Source organism: Micromonospora sp. AP08, from assembly GCF_008085935.1.
Lineage (GTDB): Bacteria > Actinomycetota > Actinomycetes > Mycobacteriales > Micromonosporaceae > Micromonospora > Micromonospora chersina.
In genome coordinates this window covers 210,408-227,141 of the sequence record NZ_VSEZ01000005.1, presented here as the reverse complement: position 1 = coordinate 227,141, position 16,734 = coordinate 210,408, and the positions used below count along the sequence as shown (strand labels likewise).

The window sequence follows — 16,734 nt, the reverse complement described above, 5'->3', positions numbered from 1 at the left end:
CGACGTGCGCGAGGCGCGCTCGCCCCGGCGGGCCCGCGCCGCGGCGCCGGGACGCGGATGAGGTCGGGTCGCCGGGCGCCGCACGGTTCGGGAAGCATGACGGTCATGACTGCTGCCGTACGCCGCCGCACCGCGGCCGGTGCCGACCGTCGCCGGGTCGCCCGGCTGGGGGCCGCCGCCGGACTGCTGGTCACCCTCGTCGCCCTGCTGCTGGCCCCGGCCACCCCGGCCAGCGCCCACGCGGTGCTGGTGAGCAGCAGCCCCGCCGCCTCGGCCGTGGTGCCCAGCGCGCCCGCCGAGGTGGTGATCACCTTCAGCGAGGGCGTCCGCAAGGTCCCCGACAAGGTGCGGGTGATCGCCCCCGACGGCTCCCGCGCCGACCGGGGCGAGCCCACCTTCAAGGGCGCCGTGGTCACCATCCCGGTGGACCCGTCCGGCGCGCGCGGCACCTACCTGGTCAGCTACCGGGTGATCTCCGCCGACAGCCACCCGGTCTCCGGGGCGTTCACCTACTCGGTCGGCGCGCCGTCCACCCCGCCGACCGACACCGGCACGGACACCCGGGCGAACCCGGTGGTGGGCAACGCCGTCAAGTTGGCCAAGTACCTGGGCTACGCCGGGCTGCTGCTCCTCGTCGGCCCGGCCCTGGTGCTGTCCGCGCTCTGGCCGCGCCGGCTGTCCCGGCGCGGCCCCGCCCGGCTGGCCTGGTCCGCCCTGGGCCTGCTGGCCGTGGCCACCCTCGCCGAGCTGTGGCTCCAGGTGCCCTACACCAACGGCGGCGGCCCGTTCGACGTCTCCGGCTCGGGCTTCGGCGACGTGCTGAGCAGCACGTACGGCACCGCCCACCTGGTCCGGCTCGGCCTGCTCGCCGCGGCGGCGTTCCTGCTTCGCCCGCTCTTCGCCGGCCCGGTCGGCCGCACCGACGGGCTCATCCTGGCCATCCTCGGCGGGGCGGCGCTGTTCACCTGGCCCCTCGCCGGGCACCCGGCCGCGTCGCCCGCGCCCGCCGTGTCGGTGGTGGTGGACGCCGTGCACCTGGGCAGCATGGCCGTCTGGCTGGGCGGCCTGGTGATGCTCGCGGTCTTCCTGCTGCGCCGGGCCGACGAGCGCGAGCTTGACGCGATCCTGCCGATCTGGTCCCGCTGGGCGGCCCTCGCTGTGGCCGCGCTGCTGCTCGCCGGCACCGTGCAGGGGCTGATCGAGGTGGCCACCCCGAAGGCGCTCGTCGACACCACGTACGGGCGGCTGCTGCTCGCCAAGATCGTGCTGTTCGCGCTGGTGATCGGGGTGGCCGCGTACTCCCGGTCGCTGGTCCGGCGGCGCACCGCCGCGCGGCGCCCGGGGTCGATGCGGAAGGCCGTCCTGGCCGAGCTGGCGATCACCGCCGTGGTGCTCGGCGTCTCGGCGACGCTGGTGCAGACCACCCCGGCCCGGACCGCCTCGGCCGACGTGGCCGGCGCACCGGCCGGCTACTTCTCCACCACGCTGAGCAGCCCGATCTACTCGCTCCAGGTCGAGCTGGACCCGGCCGAGACCGGCAGCAACTCGCTGCACCTCTACGCGTACACGAAGGACAACCGGCCCCAGCCGGTGCAGGAGTGGAAGGCCACCGCCGCGCTGCCGTCGGCCGGCATCGAGCCGATCACCATCCCGCTGCTGCCGCTGACCGACAACCACGCCACCGGCGAGATCAGTCTCCCGGCGGCGGGGCAGTGGCAGTTGCGCTTCACCGTCCGCACGTCCGACATCGACCAGGCCACGGTGACCGCCACCGTGCCCGTCAAGTAACGGAAGGCCGCCCACATGATCCGTCTCCGGCGCCCCGCAGCCGCCGCCGCGCTCACCCTCGCCGCCGTGGCCACGGCCGTGCTCGGCCTGGCCGGGCCGGCCTCGGCGCACGTCACCGTGAACCCGACGGAGGCCACGCAGGGCGGCTACGGCCGCTTCGCCTTCCGGGTGCCGAACGAGAGCGACACGGCGTCGACCACCAGGGTCGAGGTGAACCTGCCGGAGAACGCCCCGGTCGGCTCGGTCTCCACCATGCCGGTGCCCGGCTGGACGGTCACCGTGGAGAAGCGCAAGGTCGACCCGCCGATCGAGGTGCACGGCAGCCAGCTCACCGAGGCCGTCTCCAAGCTCACCTGGACGGCGGCGCCGAACGGCGGGGTCAAGCCGGGTGAGTTCCAGGAGTTCCCGGTGTCGATGGGCCCGCTGCCGCAGACCGACCGGATGGTGTTCAAGGTGCTCCAGACCTACTCGGACGGCAACATCTCCCGCTGGATCGAGGAGCCCACCCCGGGCGGGGAGGAGCCGGAGAACCCCGCCCCGGTGCTCACCCTGACCGCCGCCTCGGCGTCCGCCTCGCCCGCCGCGAGCGCACCGGCGGCCGCCGCGGACGACGACGATGACGACGCCGACACCGGCGCGGCCACCGCGTTCGGCGTGGCCGGTCTGGTCGCCGGCCTGGCCGGCCTGGTCCTCGGCGGGCTGGCCTTCCTCCGTACCCGCCGGGAGCCCGCCGCGAAGTCCTGACCTCCGCCCGCCCGCCGGCCCCCGGGATCTTCCGGCGGGCCGGCGGCCTTTCCGCGGTCCTTCAGCTGCTTGCCGTGGATATCCGGCGATTGTGTGGTCGCCGTCGGTAAGGTCGGCCGGGTACTTCGCTACCGAGGGGGACGACGCGAATGCGTTTCGTGCGCACGATCGCCGGCATGCTGCTGTTGACCGTGGGGATTCCGGCTCTGCTGGCGGGCGCCGGGCTCTGGCTCGCCGCCCGGCACGCCGACCCGGACGGCGGCTTCGCCGCCCGCTTCGAGACGGTCCGCACCCCCGCCCGGGCGGTCGTGGTGTCCGACGTGGACGCGCTGCTCCGCACCGAGGCGCCGGTCGCCCGGGCCGGGCAGGCACGGCTGCGGCTCACCGCGCGGACCGCCGACGGCCCCGCCTTCCTCGGTCTGGCCCCGACCGACCAGGTGCGGCGGTGGCTGGCCGACGTCCCGCACGCCACCGTGCGCCGGGTCGCCCTGGCCCGCGGGTCGCTGCCGGTCCGCCTCGACCCGGCCACCGCCGGCACCGCCGCTGCCGTCCCGCTCGGCCAGGACTTCTGGGTACGCGAGGGCATCGGCGCCCTGGAGTGGAGCCCGGCCGAGCTGGCCGACCGGTCGCTGAGCCTCGTGGTGATGCGGCCCGACGGGCGGGCCGACCTCGCCCTGGACCTGCGGGCCGAACTGCGCGCCGGGTGGTTCCCGGGGGCGGCCTGGGCGCTGCTGGCCGGCGGGACGCTGCTGGTGGTCCTCGCCGTGGTGCTGCTGCTGCGCCCGGTCCGCCCGCGCGAGGTGGTCTTCGTCGTCGAGCCGGACCAGGTTCCCGTGCTGGCCGGACGGCTGGGGGTCAGCTCGCTCACCGGGCTGGGCCAGCGGTCGGAACCGTCCACCCTGCCCGATCGGCAACTGGTCTCCGTGGGGTCGGCGCCCGTCGAGCGCTCCCGCCCGGCGATCGGCCCGGTGCCGAGCCGGCGGCCGGTGAGCCTGGCCGACCTGCCGGCCGACGCGGACTGGTCGTGGCCCCCGGTGGCCGCCGCGGAGGCGCCCCGGCCGGTCCGGCCGGCCACCCCGGTCGACGAGTGAACCGCGTCCCACGCGGCAGGTGGCCCTCCGCGCTGCCGACGCGGAGGGCCACCGTCACCGGGGGAATTCGGTGCTACCTGGGAGAAACCTGAGGTAGTTGCGACCAGATTAGCGCTCAACGCCGCTTGTCGCGAGTTCTGTCCATTTAGTGCAAGTTCCCGGCCGCGGCGTCGACCCGCTCCGGCGCCGGCCGGCGGGTCGGCAGCACGGCCAGCAGCAGCAGGCTGAGCAGCACGTACGCGTTGCGGGTGACGAACTCGCCCGGGTTGTCGGTGCGCGCCGGGGCGACACCCCAGTCCTGGAAGGTGACCACCCCGTAGATGATCACGAAGGCGGTGCCGATGGCGAGGCCGAGCAGCCACCGCTGCCGCCGGGCACCCGCCACCGTGTCCCGGTCGGCGTCCAGCGCCGCGTCGACCAGCACCACGACCGCCGGGATGAACCAGTACAGGTGGTGCGTCCAGGTGATCGGGCTGACCAGCCCGCCGACCAGGCCGGTCAGGGTGAGGCCGGCCAGCGCGTCCCCGGCCCGCGCGGCACGGGCGGCCCGCCACAGCCCGTAGCCCGCGACCAGCAGCGCCAGCAGCAGCCACGGGAGCTGGCTGGGCTTGTCCGGCGCGGTGATCCGGCTGAGCAGGCCGAACAGCGACTGGTTGCCGGTGTAGTCGGTGCGGCCCACCCGGTCGGTCGCCCACAGCTCGTGGGTCCAGAACCGCCACGAGTCGCCGGGCGCGACCGCCGCCGCGAGCAGCGTGGCCAGCGCCGCGGTCACCGAGGCCACCGCCGCCGCCCGCCAGCGCCGGGTGGCCAGCAGGTAGAGCACGAAGATGCCGGGGAAGAGCTTGAGCGCCGCCGCCAGCCCGACGCCCACGCCGGCCCAGCGCCGCCCCTGCGGTACGGCGAACAGCAGGTCGCCCAGGATCAGCACCACCAGCAGCATGTTGATCTGCCCGAAGGTGAGCGTCTCCCGCGTGCTCTCGACGGCCAGGACCAGCAGCACGGCGACCGTGACGGTGAACAGCCCCGGCAGGTCGTGCCGCCGGACCACGGGCAGCACCAGCCAGCGGGTGGTCACCACCACGCCGACCACGGTCAGCACCGTGAAGATCGCGATGGTGGCGCCGAGCGGCAGCAGCGCGAACGGCCGCAGCAGCAGCGCCGCGAACGGGGGATAGGTGAAGTAGAGCGCGCCCTGCACCCGGTCCGGCTGGACGTAGTCGTAGAGCGGGTGGCCGGCCGCCCACCAGTCCATCGCCCGCATGTAGATCTTGAGGTCGAAGAAGTCGTGCACCAGGCCCGGCAGGTAGAGCGCCGGCAGCACCACCGCGAGCGCCACCACCGTGACCAGCCGACGAGCCGTACGCCCACCCGGGTCGTCCTCGGTGACGGCGGGTGGCGCGACGGGTTCGGCTGGCACGGGGAAACCCTAGCGGTCCACCTGGGCGAGGGTGCTTCAGGCGCGGGCGGGTCGGCGGCGCGTAGTCTGTCCCGGTGGCTGATCTCCTCGTCTGGATCGACTGTGAGATGACCGGGTTGGACCTCGGGCGGGACGCGCTGATCGAGGTCGCCGCGCTCGTCACCGACCCCGACCTCAACGTGCTGGGAGAGGGCGTCGACGTGGTCATCCACGCCGACGAGGCGGCGCTGGAGGCGATGCCGGAGATCGTGCGCACCATGCACGGCAAGTCCGGCCTCACCGAGGAGGTACGCCGCTCCACGGTCACCCTGGCCGAGGCCGAGGACATGGTGCTCGACTACGTCGCCAGCCACGTGAAGGATCCGCGGACCGCCCCGCTCTGCGGCAACTCCATCGCCACGGACCGGGGCTTCATCGCCCGCGACATGCCCCGGCTCGACGCCCACCTGCACTACCGGATGATCGACGTCTCCTCGATCAAGGAGCTCTGCCGGCGCTGGTACCCCCGGGTGTACTTCGGCCAGCCGCAGAAGGGGCTGGCCCACCGGGCGCTGGCCGACATCCGGGAGAGCATCCGCGAGCTGGAGTACTACCGGCGGACCGTCTTCGTGCCGCTGCCCGGCCCGGACGTGGAGACCGCCAAGGCGATCGCCGCCCAGCTCTGAGCCCCGCCGGGCGGGCCGGCCCGAACCCGCTGGACGGGGCCGGCAGGGGTGTGGCTATTATTAGTCCGCGCACCGCCCGGGTCGACCGGCGCGGAGAGCATGGTGGCTGTAGCTCAGTTGGCAGAGCACCGGGTTGTGGTCCCGGTTGTCGTGGGTTCAATTCCCATCAGTCACCCCAGGAAGACCGAAGCCCCCTCCTCCGGGAGGGGGCTTCGATCGTTCTCCGGTCCTCGCAACGGCCAGCGGCCCCCTCCGGGGGTGGAGGAGGCCGCCGGAGTGCCGTCGATCAGGGGGTCGGCTCGACGCTCGGCTCGTCCGCGCTCGGGCTCGTGTCGTCGCCCGGCTCGGCCGGCGGCTCGTACGGCAGGGCGCTGCCCTTGACGTACTCGTCCCAGCTCATGTTCCAGTCGGTCCAGCCGTTGCCGTTCTGGAGCTTGCGCTCGGTGCCCTTCACCGTGATCGGGTCGCCCATGCGGGTGTTGGCGAAGAGCCAGTTGCCGTCCTTCATCGAGACGTTCACGCAGCCGTGCGAGACGTTCGTCCTGCCCTGCACGCCCTCGGACCAGGGCGCGGCGTGGATGAACTCGCCGCCCCAGGTGAGCCGCTGGGCGTAGTCGATCTCGGTGCGGTAGCCCTCCTCCGGGCCCAGCTCCTCCAAGGTGTCGAAGACGGTGTGGCGGAGCTTCTCGATGACCACCATGGTGCCGCTGGACGACGGGGTGGTCTTCTTGCCGAGGCTCACGAGGATCGTCTTGATCACCTGGCCGTCCCTGGTGACCGTCATCTTCTTGGTGCGGTTGTCGACGGTCATCACGAACGACGGGCCGACCTTGATGTCGACGCTGAGGTCGGAACGCCCGTACCAGCCGTCGCCGAGCGGCAGCCCACCCGCCAGCACCTTGTAGGTCACCGTGCTGTTGGCCTTCCAGAACTCCTTCGGCCGGTAGTGCACCTCGGTCGGGCTCACCCAGTGCCAGATGCCCTCCTGGGCGGGCTTCGCCGTGACCGTCATCCGGCGCTGGAGGTCGTCGCGGTAGTCCTCCGGGATGGCCCGGCCGAACTTGACGATCAGCGGCATGCCCACGCCGACGACCTGGTTGTCGCCGAGGAAGCTGGTGACCCGGATCTGCTTGCCCGGCTTGGCCATGGTGGTGAAGGTGCTGGTCGCGGTGGCCGGCTTGCCGTCGTCGCCCGTCGCGGTCACCGTCGCGGTGTAGGTCTCGCCGTAGGCCAGCGCGCCGTCCGGCAGCCAGCTCTGCCCGTCCTTGGCGAGCTGGCCCTCGACGACCTTGCCGGCGGAGTCCTTCAGCTCGACGGTGGTCTCCTCCGCCTCCTTCGTGGTGAAGGTGACGGCGGTGGAGGCCGGCACGTCCTTGGCGTCGGCCGCGGGCTCGGTGATGGTGGCCGACGCCTTCGGGCCCTTCTCCCCGCCACCCTGCCAGCTCGACGGCTTGTCGCCGCCGCCGCTGCTGGTGCAGCCGGTCAGGGCCATGGCGGCGGCGAGCACCGCGGCCGCGAACACGCGGCGTCGCCCGCCGCGCCGGGCGGTCCCGCCCCGGATCAGCTCGTTCTGGCTAGCTCGCATGCTTCCCTCACAGTCGTGGTCCCGGTTCCCATCGTCCCCTACAGACGCACCGGAACGGTTACCCGTTGCCGGACGTGAACCGAAACACCCCGCCCGTGATGTAACGATTCCGATATCCTGCGGCGCTTTGTCGAGTGGAGTGGTTTCTCCTCCGCCCGCCGGTACGCGGCGAAACGGTGCCCGACGATGCCGCGTCCGTCCACGTTACGCCTGCTCAGAAGGGCGAACCCTGGCCGCCCTCCGGCACCGGCAGGGCGCTGCCCTCGACGAACTGCGACCAGCTCATGCTCCAGGCCGTCCAGCCGTTGCCCGGCTCCAGCCGCCGCTCGGTGCCCCGCACCGTGATCGGGTCGCCGACCAGCGTCTTGCCGAAGAGCCACCGGCCGTTCGCCATCGAGACGTTGACGCAGCCGTGCGAGACGTTCGCCCTGCCCTGCACCCCCTCGGACCAGGGTGCCGCGTGGATGTACTCGCCGCCCCAGGTGAGCCGCTGCGCAAAGTCGATCTTGGTGACGTACTGGTTGTCGGGGTCCGGCTCGTCGCGGGTGTCGAAGACCGTGGACTCCTTCTTCTCCATCACCACCATGGTGCCGCTGGAGGAGGGGGTGCTCTTCTTGCCGAGGCTCACCGGGAGCGTGCGGACCACCGCGCCGTTCTCGTAGACCGTCATCTGCTTGGTCGCGTTGTCGACCTTCATCTCGAACGCGCGGCCGATCTTGGCGGTGGCGCTCCGGTCGAGGTTGCCGTAGCGGCCGTTGCTCAGCGGGATCCCGGCCAGCGCCAGCCGGACCGTGATCGTGGTGCCCGGCTTCCAGTACTCCGGCGCCCGGTAGTAGGCCTGGGTGCCGTTGTAGAGCCAGTGCCAGGCCCCCGGCTGCGGCGGGTCGGTCTGCACGAACATCCGCTTCTGCACCGCGGCGCGGTCCTTCTTCGGGATGCCCGGCGAGAACTCGGCGACCACCGGCATGGCCACCCCGTACGTCTTGCCGCTGAACATGTAGAGCCCGGAGCCGATCATCGACTTCGGCTTGGCCATCGTGGTGAAGCTGCTGGTGCCCCGCCGGGTCTGGCCGTCCGCGCCGGTGCCCGTGACCGTGGCGGTGTACCTGGTCGCGTACTTCAGCGGGGCCGAGGGCACCCACGACGAGCCGTCCCGGCGAAGCCGGCCGGCGACGGTGGCGCCGTCGGCGGCGGTGAGGACGACCTTCGACACCTTGCCGCCACCCGGCACCCGGGCGCTGATCTCGGTGCTGACCGGCCGCTTGTCGGACCCGTCGGCCGGGCTCAGCGCCAACGCCGGCAGGGCGGGCTCGCTCGGGTCGCCCGTCGTGCCCGGCGACGTGGTCGGGACCGCGTCGCCCTGCTGCGCGCCGGCCACGAACGCCGGCTTCTTCTGGTCGTCGCCGCACCCGGTCAGTGCCAGCGACGCCGTGAGGACCAGGACGCCCACCATCGCCCCTGTCCGCGCGAACCTGCCCATCCCCACCTCTGTTCTCGCGTGCCTGGCGGACATCGTGCCGCATGAGTGCCCGCGCCCTGCGCCCCTCGACCGGGGAGCTGCGAACTTTGTGGGCTTTCGCCGGTTAAGCTCGACCGAAGGGTGGAGCCCGGTATCGGATTGGAACCCGGGTCTGGGCGCGTGCTAAGGTTCTTCCCGTTGTCAGCGAGCGCCGCTAGCTCAACTGGCAGAGCAGCGGACTCTTAATCCGCGGGTTCGGGGTTCGAGTCCCTGGCGGCGCACCAAAAAAAGGGCTCTGACCTGGGGTTTCACCTGGGTCAGAGCCTTTTTGTGTTGCTGAGGGTGGCTCGGTGTCTCGGTGGGTGCTCGGGAGCCGTTGGACTGGTCGCCGTCTACCGGGACGGAGTGCGGCGCTCGTGGACGTCGGCTGTCACGACGTTCGTCGTAGTGCACCTGATGAGGGCCTCCGGTGGGTCGTCAGTGGCGGCAGTGGGCGTTGGTGAGGATCGGCCCGGCCATCGGTGTCGTCCGGCTGATATCGATGCTTGCGATCCGGTCATAGCATGCGCGTGTGTTGCCGATCGACAGGGAGCAGTTCGCCGCCGGGGTCCGGTGGTGGCGGACGAGAACGAGTTGGCCGAACGACTTCCACAACAGTGACTACGAGGTGCTGGCCGCCCAGAACCCGCATGGAGATTTCCGGGACAGTTGGTGGGCGGGCTTCCTGCCCCGGTTGACCGCGTGGAAGGCGTTACGGCCGCTCTCCCAGGCCGACGTGACCGGTCTGTTCACCGAACACCGGGACGAGCTGTCCCAGGCCTGGCATCAAGCGTGCGCGCCGGTGAAGGACCTGGACATCACCGGTGTGACCTGGGACCAGGTGCGGACGTTCCCGGGAGTGGTCGCGTGGCTCAAGCCGACGAGGTCGGGATCTGCGGTGTTCCCGTCGAAGTTCTGCCACTTTCTGCTTCCCCGGATCTTTCCGGTCTTCGACAACGCGGCGGTCGGGGGATCGTGCACCTATGAGACGTACTTCAACTTGATCAAGGGCACCTGGGAGGCCACCCCCGCTGCTCTTCAAGCCGAGTTGGAAGCGGAGCTGTCCGAGATCATCGAAGGCTGCGGCCGGAGCCCTCTGTGCGAGGGTTTCCCAAAGGTGACCAAGACCGTTGAGCTTGCACTCATCGGGCGTCGCCACCCTTGAGGTCATCTGCGGGTTGTGGTGCATGAGGTCGTGAGGGGGTCGTCGTCGTCGCCAACGGTGTTTCCGGCGATCCGTGCGGTTCCTGGTGCATGTCGATCCCGGCCCAGTCGGTGACGCCATCGCCGAACGTAAGCAGTCCACCGCAGGCCTCGGCGGCGTCCTGGCCGGTTATAGGCGTACGGATCCTGTCGTTCCGGTCGGTGCGGTGCTGGTCATCACCCGCGACGCAGCCCGCGAGGTCAACCTGCTGGCGGATCTGGTGAGCCGGCCGTTACGGGCGCCGGTCTCGGTCACCACCGTCGACCTGCTGCATCAGCGCCGGCCACACGAGCAGGTGTGGCGCACCCCGAGGATGGGCGCCACGCGTCATCGGTTGGTCGACCTACCCGAGGCGGCTGCCGATGGCGCTGATGGCGGGAAAGGCCCCATGTGGATGAGTGAGGCTGTCGGGCCGAGCGGCCCCGCTGCTGAGCGGGCAGGGCTACAGCGACTCCCCGCAGCTGCGGCAGGTGGACTCGCCATCCTCATAGATCATGCCGCAGCAGTACTTGGCGTCGCCGTCGGTCCCGTCGTCGCCCCACTCGCAGCCAAGCTCCTGATGGACGGCCAAGCCCTGCGGGTAGCCAAAGTCGACGTCGCAGCCGGGGCAGATGTAGGAGATCACGAACTCATCCTTCCCAAAGGCGACCAACCCGTAGCAGCGCGGGCCGCTCGGGTGTGTGAAGAGGATAGTTACTCGAGGACGCCCTCATCGAAGTAGTCACACCCGTCGTACTCGCACGTGGCCACATCGCAGCGGCCGTCCTTGTCCTCAAGACGGAGGGTCAAGTTCCCACACTTTGGGCAGCCCCAGTAGTCGCTCACGTAGCCCACCATATCCGGACCTGATCGAGAAGATAGCCCGTCAACACCGGCTGAACTTCAGGCGGAGCCGACATGGACACCTGGATGGCCCAGAGAACGAACAGGCTCGCCCGTTTCGCTGGACCTACGAGGGCCTCCCGCTCAAGGAGCCAATCCCTCCATTCGCGGGGAAGAACGACCGACCGGCGACTACCGTGCGGAGTCCGCAGGAGGATGCCGCAGCCGGCGCCGGAGGGCCAGGCAGGCGAGGCCGACGTACCCGGCGGCCAGCCCGACGGTGACCACGATGTTGCCCGTCCACTGCGTGACGTCGTGGGTCCAGAGGGCGTCCGCGGGGACCTGTGGGGCGATCGAGCGCAGGTCAATCGACGAGGCCGCGGCGGCAAGTCCCCAGCGGGCCGGCAGCACCGCCGCCAGCCCCGGGAGGAGCGGGACGGTGCTCAGGTCGAAGGCCACTCCGTTGAGCGCCACCTGGGCCACCGCGCTGGCGGTGGCGTAGCCCACCGCACGTTCGAGGTTCGACGCCAGCGCGGAGATCAACAGGCCGAGCGACATGGCCGCCACACTCACCAAGGTCAGGTTCGCCAGCAGTTCCGCCCCGGGCGGCAGCCCGACCCCGCTGGTGGGTCCGGGTCTCCAGAGCAGAAAGACGCCGGTGATGACCGCTGCCTGGACGGTGGCGAACAGCGCGTAGACCAGCCACTTGGCGACGATGACGGCGGTGGCGGCGACACCGGTGCGGTGCTCCCGGGTGATGACCGGGTAGTCGGCCACCACGTCGCCGTAGGTGAGGGCCTGGCCGGTCAGGGCACAGAGCGTGACCAGCAGGCTCAGCGACTGCGGCGCGGAGACTCCGCGGAGGCCGTCGCTGGTGCTGACCGCTGCGGCCAGCAACGCGCCGAGCGCGGCCCAGGTGGCCGGGAGGACCATCCGGCTTACACCCCGCGCCCAGGCCAGCGCGAGCTGCCGGCGGAACAGCACCCACACCTGGTGGCCGAGGGTGGGCTGGACGTGTCGGCTCCGGTCCGGCCGCACCGGCTCGGGGGCCCGTGCCACGGCCTGCCTCGCCCGTTCACCGGCCACACGGGCCGCCGGCCCGGCCCGGTAACTCCGGTCGAGTTCCGGCGCGTCGTCGGTCAGGCGATCCATCAGCGTCTTGGCGTTCGTAGCCCCCAGTTCGCCCCGCATGCGGTCCGGTGGGCCGGCGAACGCCACCCGACCGCCCTTGGCGACCGCCAGCACCTCGTCGGCGACCACGACCTGCTCAGTGGAGTGGGTGACAACCAGCACCGTGGAGCCCTCGCGGGCGATCGCCCGGAGCATGACCATCACCTGGTGGTCCATCCGCGCGTCCAGGCCCGAGGTCGGTTCGTCGAGCATCAGCAGTGCGGGCGATCCGAGCACCTCCAGGGCCACGGAGACCCGCTTGCGCTGCCCGCCGGAGAGCCTGCCACACGGCCGGTCGAGGAGCTGCTGGATGTCGAGGCTCCGGCAGACCTCGTCGATCCGCGTGGCCCGCTGGGCCGCCGTTCGGTCCGTGGGAAGCCGCAGCTCCGCCGTGTACGCCAGGTTCTGCCGCACGGTGAGTGCGAGGTGGAGCTCATCGTCCTGCGGCACGTAGCCGAGCAGGTGTCGAATCTGCTGACTGTGGCTGCGGATTTCGAGCCCACGGAACACGATTGTGCCGCGCTCCGGCGGCAGCGTCCCGAGCAGGGCATGGAACAGGGTCGACTTCCCTGCTCCGGAGGGTCCGACGATCGCCAGCAGTTTGCGCGCCGGCAGGGTGAAGGACATCCGGTCCAACAGCACAGCGTCCTTGCGCCGCACGGTGAGGTCCGCCACCACCAGGTCGATATCGTCCACCGGCAGCCGTTCCACCCGGCCCTCGGGGAGGATCCGGAAGTCCTCCGTCCCAATCGTGAACACATCGCCGGGCCTGAGGTTGGTCCAGAGGATTCGCTGGCCCCTGACGAAGGTGCCGCCGCCGTGACCGAGATCGCGCAACCGGTACCGGCCCCGAACCTCGCGGAGCGTGGCGTGGACCGCCGCCACGTCCGGGCCCTCGACCAGGACGTCCGCCTCCGAACCGGAGCCGAACACGAGTTCCCCGCGCGACGGCAGGACGGCTGCCGCGGCGGCGGGCGGGTCGGGCCGCCGGGACGCGGGCACCGACGCTGAGTCCGGCGCACGCGTCGACGCCCGCCGGGTCCGGACGGTGCCCGCCCCTCGGGGCGCCCCGCGGGCGGCCCGGGTGTCAAGGAGTTCTGCCGGTCGCGGCGTGACGGAGGGGGCGGGCGCGGACGGCGGACGGTGGCGCAGCTCGACGCCGATCGTGCGACCGGCGAGATCCAGCTCGATCGCACAGTCCTGCGGTGGCGGCGGGGGATGGATGTAGCACCCATCGACCATGGCGCCGGTCGCGGTGATCGTCACTCCGGTGGCGACCCGGACGATCCACGTCGGCCGGCACCGAATCTCTAGCAGCATTCCCTCGGGCACCGGAGGGGCGATGTGGATGTCGCAGTCCCGCCGACTGCCCACCGTGTAGGTCCGTCTGGGATCGAGCCGATGGGTGTGACCGAGCACGGTCAGGAAGATCTCTCGCATCTGGGGTCCTAACGGCAGCCGTAGCGGATCAGCGGAATAACCAGGCGAGGAACGCGAGGGCGAATGTGATCGATAGCAGCAGGGACACGTATCTGATCCAGGGCCTCCGGCCGGGTCCCGCCGGCGGCACCCGGCTCGGGGTGGGGGTTGGATCGACGCTCGCGACCCGCCGCTGCGCCGGCACGGCGGACGGTGAAGCAGCGGAAGTGGGGTCCGGCCGTACCGGCCTGCCAGCCGGGCTCATGGGGCGGGTGAACCCGACGGACCACCCAGGTGAAGGGCCGACTGTGGGCGGCACGGGCGCACGGCCGACCGGCGCCTCGCCGCCCGAGCGAGTCGCCGTGGCGGCGACGCCTCCGGCACCCGCGGGCTCTCCGGCGACCGACCCGGGTGTCCACCGGGACCGCACGACCCCGTCCACCTGCACGTACATCCGGTCCGGTGTAACCAGCCGGGGCCAGGTCCCGGCCAGCAGCCGCCACTGCCGTTCCGCGCCGGCCGGCGGACGTCCCGCAGCGGTCGCCTGGATGAGGTCGACCGTCGGGGTGGTGAGGAACCGCCGCAGCACATCCGGATCGGGCCTGCGGATCTCGATGCTCTCCTGAAGGCAACGGACCACCATGAGGGCGAACTTGGCCAGGTCGGTCTCCCGGCTGAACGCCGGCTCGTCCGTGACTTTCCAGTGCTCGGGGTCCATCGGCGGCAGTGCCGGATCACCGTCGACGGGGACACAGGCGTCACAGTCGATCAGCAGCACTCGCGGCACCCGCCCGGCGTCCATCAGGACGTTCCTCGTCTGCAGGTCCCCGACGATCCAGCCCTGGTGGTGCAGCCACAACGTCGTGTCGAGGACTCGGCCCAGGGCGGCGAGCTTGACCGGGGGTTCCCAGGTCTCCCCGCTGTGCCGCAGCGCCCGCTTTTGGGTCTGCGTCAGCACGTTCATGTGCCGAGGGCTGCGGGCTCCCTTGCGCGTGACCTCGTACATCTCCGCCCCGGCCGGACGGATCAGCACACCGCAGAGCCCGTCGGCATCTTCGACGACGGAGATCGGCCAGGTGCACCGTAGGTCGAGTTCGGCCCGCGGTCCCGGCTCCAGGCCCCGCCGCCAGCGCAACATAGCGACAAGGGCCTCGGCGTTGATCTCCGGGAGGACCTGCTCGGAGTACTCCTTGAACACGTAGACCCGGCCGTTCAGCCCCACCTCCCGGATGGAGTTGGACTGTCCCCCGGGTCTCAGCGAATGGCCGGTGGCCGTCAGTTCCTCGCGCCGCACCCGTACCGGCGGCTGGTCGCTGCCCCTCGTCATGACACCGCCGTATCGAAGGCGCCGCACCAGAGCGCGAGCACGGTGCGGTCGTCGTTGAAGGTGCTCAGCCGAAAGTCGACGTCACGCAGGAAGCCGAGCAGGCTGGGCGGCTCCTGCCAGGCCTCGGCGAGGGCGGCGCCCAGCGGGGTGCCCCCGCCGGCCAGCGCGTTGCCGAAGCCGTCGCTGGCCACCACCACCAGATCTCCCGGCCGCCAGTCGAAGCTCACCAGCCGCATCGCCGGGGCGGCGGCCGGCAGCGCGTCGGTGGCGTTGTCCGCGCCCGCTGACGCCGGCTGGCTGTCCTGCGGCAGCAGGCGCCGCCAGGCTCCGGACCGGAGCAGGTAGGCCGGCGAGTCGCCGACTCCGACGACGACGCCGGTGCCGGCGACACCGTTCGCGGGCACGACGACCACCGTCAGTGTAGTGGCCGGCGGCCCCAACGGCCGCTGTCGCCGGGCGGGATTGGCCGCCGGCAGGGGCCGGCCGAGCGACCGGGTGGCCACCTCGACGCTGCGGCCGACCTCTCGCAGGATCATGTTCCATTCCCACCGGGCCGGGGGCACGTCGTCCACGATGTCGCTCGCGATCTTCACTACGCTCCGGACAGCCGTCTGGGCCGCCTGATCGGCATGCACCGTGCTGCCCAATCCGTCGGCCACCGCGCCCACCACCCACCGACCATCCCGGGTGGCGCTCAGGCCGAAGGCGTCCTGCCCACGCTCACCGTGGAACTGGTGCGCCCGCCCCCGAATGGTGGCCACCCGGGCGGTGAGACCGGCGAACAGACCTCCGTCCGCAGCGACGCCGCTCGTCCAGGAGAGGAGCTGCACAGGGACGTGCAGAGCGGTCGGCTTCGAGGGCTTGCCGGCCAGCCGATGCGTGACATCCGGTAGGGGGGCCGGTGAAGGACGGACCTGCTTCCCGGCCGGGGACCGTTTCCCCATCCGGAGCCGGCGCGGCTTCGGGCCACCCCGGCTGCCCCAGCCCGGTAACACGCGCCAGGGCGGCCGTCCGGCACGCACCTGCGGCCGGCGCCCGGATGGATCGAACGGGTGCGGCGCCTCGGCCGCAGGTCCCGGCTGCTCGGTCAGTTTCTCGCGGGTCGACCGCCGCTGCTTCCCGAAAAACCGCATGGTTCGTCTGTTCCTCCCGCCGAGCCGGATCAGAGCTATCACGAGCACTACCGCCGCTGGGATCACCGAGGCGAGCAGAGCGGACAGTGCGGCGTCCGACATGGCGTCAGACTCCGTCCGGGACGCGGACGCCGCATCGCGCCGGGCGCATCCCCTTCGGCGTCTGCGGAACGAGAGCATCCGACAGGACTGACTTGCCGATGCTGTGGAACAGCGCATCGGTGATGCCGTCGAGCACCTCGCCTACCGCGATCGACTGCTCGGCGATGTAGGCCAACCGCTGACCACCCAGTTCTGTGGCGGTCCGGCAGAGGGTCGACTCTCGTGCCGTACCGAATCCGAAGGACAGGATGTGCGGCCGCAGCGGGTTGTCGGCGGCGACGAGCGCGTCGCGGTGCGGGGTCCACTCACTCTCGGGCTGCGGGGCCTGCCCGACGAAGGGCTCTCCGTCCGTGATGAGGAAGACCGTGGGCTTGCGAACGCTGTACTCCGTGCGCAGCGGTTCACAGTCCAGCGCGATCTGGGCCCGCAGGTCAGCAAAGAGCCGCGCGAAGTCCGTCTGGCTCCCCCGGTCCGGTGTTTGCAGGTCCTCCGCCTCCGCCAGTTGCGTCAGAGGGAAGACCACCTGGACCTCGCTGGAGAACGAGATCACCGAGATGAACGCCGCCTCACGGATCTCGATCTCGGAATCGAGGTGGAAGAGCAACTGGCTGAGGCACTGGTTGAGGATGTCGAAGGGCATCTGCTCGCCGGGTTGCTTCGACTTCCACATCGACTGGGAGACGTCGGCGACGATGTAGATAGGGCAGGCTCGAGGTTTTCCGCCGTCGATCATGGTTCCTCCGGTGATTGGCAGTGAGGGGTGGGCCGC

The 16,734-nt window shown here is 71.4% G+C and carries 13 protein-coding genes and 2 tRNA genes; 7 read left to right on the top strand and 8 right to left on the bottom strand.

What is annotated here, in order from left to right; translation table 11 throughout:
* Positions 1-96 precede the first annotated feature (96 nt).
* The 3 genes from FXF50_RS11205 (at position 97) to FXF50_RS11195 (ending at position 3,623) form a co-directional block, all read left to right on the top strand.
* Positions 97-1,788, top strand: coding sequence for a copper resistance CopC/CopD family protein (locus tag FXF50_RS11205; protein ID WP_187399624.1), 1,692 nt, complete (start codon positions 97-99; stop codon positions 1,786-1,788).
* A 15-nt stretch (positions 1,789-1,803) separates the two neighbouring features.
* On the top strand, positions 1,804-2,532 hold the full coding sequence (locus FXF50_RS11200) for a YcnI family protein (RefSeq protein ID WP_148427147.1): 729 nt from the start codon (positions 1,804-1,806) through the stop codon (positions 2,530-2,532).
* Positions 2,533-2,708: 176 nt separating this feature from the next.
* Positions 2,709-3,623, top strand: a complete 915-nt coding sequence (locus FXF50_RS11195; protein WP_255509988.1) for a hypothetical protein — start codon at positions 2,709-2,711, stop codon at positions 3,621-3,623.
* Between the two features lie 145 nt (positions 3,624-3,768).
* Here FXF50_RS11195 and FXF50_RS11190 read toward each other — a convergent pair whose 3' ends face one another.
* Positions 3,769-5,040, bottom strand: a complete 1,272-nt coding sequence (locus FXF50_RS11190) for a glycosyltransferase family 87 protein (protein WP_148427146.1) — start codon at positions 5,038-5,040, stop codon at positions 3,769-3,771.
* A 74-nt stretch (positions 5,041-5,114) separates the two neighbouring features.
* Between FXF50_RS11190 and orn the strand changes: the two genes are divergently transcribed.
* Positions 5,115-5,705 (top strand): oligoribonuclease, encoded by a 591-nt coding sequence (gene orn, locus FXF50_RS11185; protein WP_148427145.1) that lies wholly within the window; start codon positions 5,115-5,117, stop codon positions 5,703-5,705.
* Positions 5,706-5,807: 102 nt separating this feature from the next.
* Positions 5,808-5,883: transfer RNA gene (locus tag FXF50_RS11180), tRNA-His, on the top strand.
* Between the two features lie 108 nt (positions 5,884-5,991).
* Here the strand turns inward: FXF50_RS11180 and FXF50_RS11175 are convergent.
* The gene (locus FXF50_RS11175; RefSeq protein ID WP_148427144.1) at positions 5,992-7,290 is read right to left on the bottom strand and encodes an Ig-like domain-containing protein; all 1,299 of its coding nucleotides are present in this window, start codon (positions 7,288-7,290) and stop codon (positions 5,992-5,994) included.
* A 214-nt stretch (positions 7,291-7,504) separates the two neighbouring features.
* The gene (locus FXF50_RS11170; protein WP_148427143.1) at positions 7,505-8,770 is read right to left on the bottom strand and encodes an Ig-like domain-containing protein; all 1,266 of its coding nucleotides are present in this window, start codon (positions 8,768-8,770) and stop codon (positions 7,505-7,507) included.
* Positions 8,771-8,957: 187 nt separating this feature from the next.
* Between FXF50_RS11170 and FXF50_RS11165 the strand changes: the two genes are divergently transcribed.
* Positions 8,958-9,033: transfer RNA gene (locus tag FXF50_RS11165), tRNA-Lys, on the top strand.
* Positions 9,034-9,320: 287 nt separating this feature from the next.
* The gene (locus FXF50_RS11160) at positions 9,321-9,953 is read left to right on the top strand and encodes a hypothetical protein (protein ID WP_148427142.1); all 633 of its coding nucleotides are present in this window, start codon (positions 9,321-9,323) and stop codon (positions 9,951-9,953) included.
* Between the two features lie 481 nt (positions 9,954-10,434).
* On the opposite strand, the gene FXF50_RS29270 is transcribed toward FXF50_RS11160, so the two are convergent.
* The 5 genes from FXF50_RS29270 to FXF50_RS11135 all read right to left on the bottom strand — a co-directional run bounded on the left by FXF50_RS29270 (position 10,435) and on the right by FXF50_RS11135 (position 16,698).
* Positions 10,435-10,617 carry a hypothetical protein gene (locus FXF50_RS29270; RefSeq protein WP_187399623.1) on the bottom strand — a complete coding sequence of 61 codons (183 nt, stop codon included), beginning with the start codon at positions 10,615-10,617 and terminating at the stop codon, positions 10,435-10,437.
* A gap of 389 nt (positions 10,618-11,006) precedes the next feature.
* The gene (locus FXF50_RS11150; protein WP_187399622.1) at positions 11,007-12,986 is read right to left on the bottom strand and encodes an ATP-binding cassette domain-containing protein; all 1,980 of its coding nucleotides are present in this window, start codon (positions 12,984-12,986) and stop codon (positions 11,007-11,009) included.
* A gap of 466 nt (positions 12,987-13,452) precedes the next feature.
* Entirely contained in the window at positions 13,453-14,730 is a 1,278-nt protein-coding gene (locus FXF50_RS11145) for a hypothetical protein (RefSeq protein ID WP_148427140.1), read from the bottom strand.
* Positions 14,727-15,965: a protein phosphatase 2C domain-containing protein gene (locus FXF50_RS11140; protein ID WP_187399621.1), complete on the bottom strand. Its 1,239-nt coding sequence runs from the start codon at positions 15,963-15,965 to the stop codon at positions 14,727-14,729. The genes FXF50_RS11145 and FXF50_RS11140 overlap by 4 nt, the downstream gene beginning before the upstream one ends.
* 4 nt (positions 15,966-15,969) lie before the next feature.
* Positions 15,970-16,698 carry a VWA domain-containing protein gene (locus tag FXF50_RS11135; protein WP_148427138.1) on the bottom strand — a complete coding sequence of 243 codons (729 nt, stop codon included), beginning with the start codon at positions 16,696-16,698 and terminating at the stop codon, positions 15,970-15,972.
* Positions 16,699-16,734: the final 36 nt, after the last annotated feature.